Origin of the sequence: Pectobacterium sp. CFBP8739, from assembly GCF_013449375.1 — a bacterium.
Taxonomy (GTDB): Bacteria; Pseudomonadota; Gammaproteobacteria; order Enterobacterales; family Enterobacteriaceae; genus Pectobacterium.
Window position 1 is genome coordinate 1 of the sequence record NZ_JACDRR010000063.1, and the last position, 2,025, is coordinate 2,025.

Here is a 2,025-nt window from a genome sequence, read left to right on the forward strand (position 1 = left end):
TTGAAGAGGTGGATTTTTACCAGGCAGGCTATATTCAGATGGCTATCTGGCGGTGAGTGAATATGCGCGTTTGTGCATCGTGGTAAGGGCAGGGATGAGTAAACTGATTGCGGTTAACCCATGACCCAACTGGCACAGGCTTTCTGGCGTAGATTCGCACACGTCATTATCGGCAAAGGTAATCAGCGCATCACCAATGAAATTCAGGCAATGGCAAAGCCCGGCCTGTGTTTCGGCGCAATATTCTGTGACCTGCGAGAGTTCGTCATTGTCCATGTGTGAAAAGTCCAGACGCGCCAGCGCGGCACTCATGGCGGAGTAACGGTTCTCATAATCCGGCAGTGATTGATAAGACGAGCCCGTGTTACTATTGGTGTCAGCCATAGCATTAGTCCTCATAATGTTGTGGTCAGAAGCCCGGTTAGTGTTCCTAGCACTGCCGGGCTTCGCTCTTTACTGTTGCAAAACACCATGTAATTGCGGTGTAATTACAACTATACCATGCTATGGAATTTGTAATTACAATGTCAAGTGAAAAAACAAAAACAGACCAGTATCAAATTCGACTGTCCCACGAGTTTCGTGCGCAATTAGAAGAACAAGCCCATAAGGATGGCGACAAGACATTGGCTACGTGGATCAAGCGTGTTCTGCGTAAGGAACTCCAGACGCGCGGTATTGAACCAAAAGGCTGAACAGTGGTTTGAGCCAGTGATATAGCAAATACTAACGTATAAGAAACGTTTGGCAGAATGCTCGAATGATTTTATGACAACGCTCCTGACGGGCTTTCTATCACATAGAAAGCCCGTCAGGAGCCAACAAGCGCAGCGCGTTAGCCAGCCGAATGACTCCGCGCATAGATATACGGTGCGACGTAGCCCTCACGGTTGACGTCCAGATAATCCGACCACCATTGCATCATTTCGATTCTGGCTTCCAGATGCTCCGCTTTATGCACGTAAGCCGCCCGCACGCCATTGCGTTCTTTGTGGCTCATCTGCCGCTCAATGGCATCCTTTGACCAGCGTCCTGACTCGTTCAGAGCGCTACAGGCCATGGTTCTGAAACCATGCCCACAGATTTCGGTTTTGGTGTCATAGCCAATCACGCGCAACGCCTTGTTGATGGTGTTCTCACTCATCGGCTTGTTCAGGGTATGTGCGCCGGGAAAAACGAAGACCGATTCGCCGGAAAGCGCCTGAATCTGTTTCAGCAGGGTGACCGCCTGCCGTGACAGCGGCACCAGATGTTCATCCTTCATCTTGGCGCCACGCTCTGAAAATCTCACGCCGTCTACCGTTTCGCGCTGGGCGGGCACGCTCCAGATATGCGCTTTCAGATTGAATTCATCCCAGCGGGCAAACCGCAGTTCACTGGAGCGCAGGAAAACATGCAGATTCAGCTCCAGCGCCAGACGGGTCAGCATACGTCCTTTGTAGCTCTCCATCTTCTCTAGCAGTTCAGGCAGGCGTTTTAGTGGCAGGGCGGGGTGATGTTGGGTCGCCACCGGGGTCACGACACCGTCCAAATCGTAAGCAGGATTGTATTTGATGACGCCCTGCTGGACGGCATGGCGCATGATTTTGGTCAGATGCTGGCGTACCCGTCCGGCGACGTCATGCACGCCTTTGTCATCAATGGCCTTAACCAACTGTGCCAGATGGCGGGTTTCAACCTGAGCGATATCCATTGCGCCAATGGCGGTGAAAACGTAGCGTTTCAGGCAGGTGAGAATTTTATCGGCGTGCGCGTCTGACCAGAGTTTAAGACTGCTGGTGTGCCATGCCAGAGCGACATACTGGAATGTTCGGGATTCCTCAACGGCGGAGTTGCTCGATTTGCGAAGCTGAGAAGGGCTGATGCCGGATGCCAATAGCTTACGTGCTGCATCGCGCTTTTCACGGGCTTCCGCCAGCGTAGTTTGCGGGTAGGGGCCAAAGGCCAGACGATTTTCTTTACCGCCGAAACGGTAGCGGAAATACCATAGCTTAGCGCCGCTGGTTGATACCGTGAGGTACAGGC

Annotated in this window: 3 protein-coding genes; 1 reads left to right on the forward strand and 2 read right to left on the reverse strand. The window is 52.3% G+C overall.

Translation table 11 applies throughout. The features are described 5' to 3' along the window. Positions 1-42: 42 nt before the first annotated feature. Positions 43-384, reverse strand: a complete 342-nt coding sequence (locus H0247_RS19655; RefSeq protein ID WP_039524485.1) for a hypothetical protein — start codon at positions 382-384, stop codon at positions 43-45. A gap of 140 nt (positions 385-524) precedes the next feature. Here H0247_RS19655 and H0247_RS19660 point away from each other — a divergent pair, with 140 nt between their 5' ends. Continuing rightward, positions 525-695, forward strand: a complete 171-nt coding sequence (locus H0247_RS19660; RefSeq protein ID WP_162847981.1) for a hypothetical protein — start codon at positions 525-527, stop codon at positions 693-695. Positions 696-835: 140 nt separating this feature from the next. Here H0247_RS19660 and H0247_RS19665 read toward each other — a convergent pair. Further along, the coding region (locus H0247_RS19665; protein ID WP_180744026.1) for a tyrosine-type recombinase/integrase at positions 836-2,025 on the reverse strand (1,190 nt) is incomplete at its 5' end.

Coding starts and splice junctions, on each gene's coding strand:
- H0247_RS19655 (WP_039524485.1), bottom strand. CDS start 384: ATGGCTGACACCAATAGTAACACGGGCTCGTCTTATCAATCACTGCCG.
- H0247_RS19660 (WP_162847981.1), top strand. CDS start 525: ATGTCAAGTGAAAAAACAAAAACAGACCAGTATCAAATTCGACTGTCC.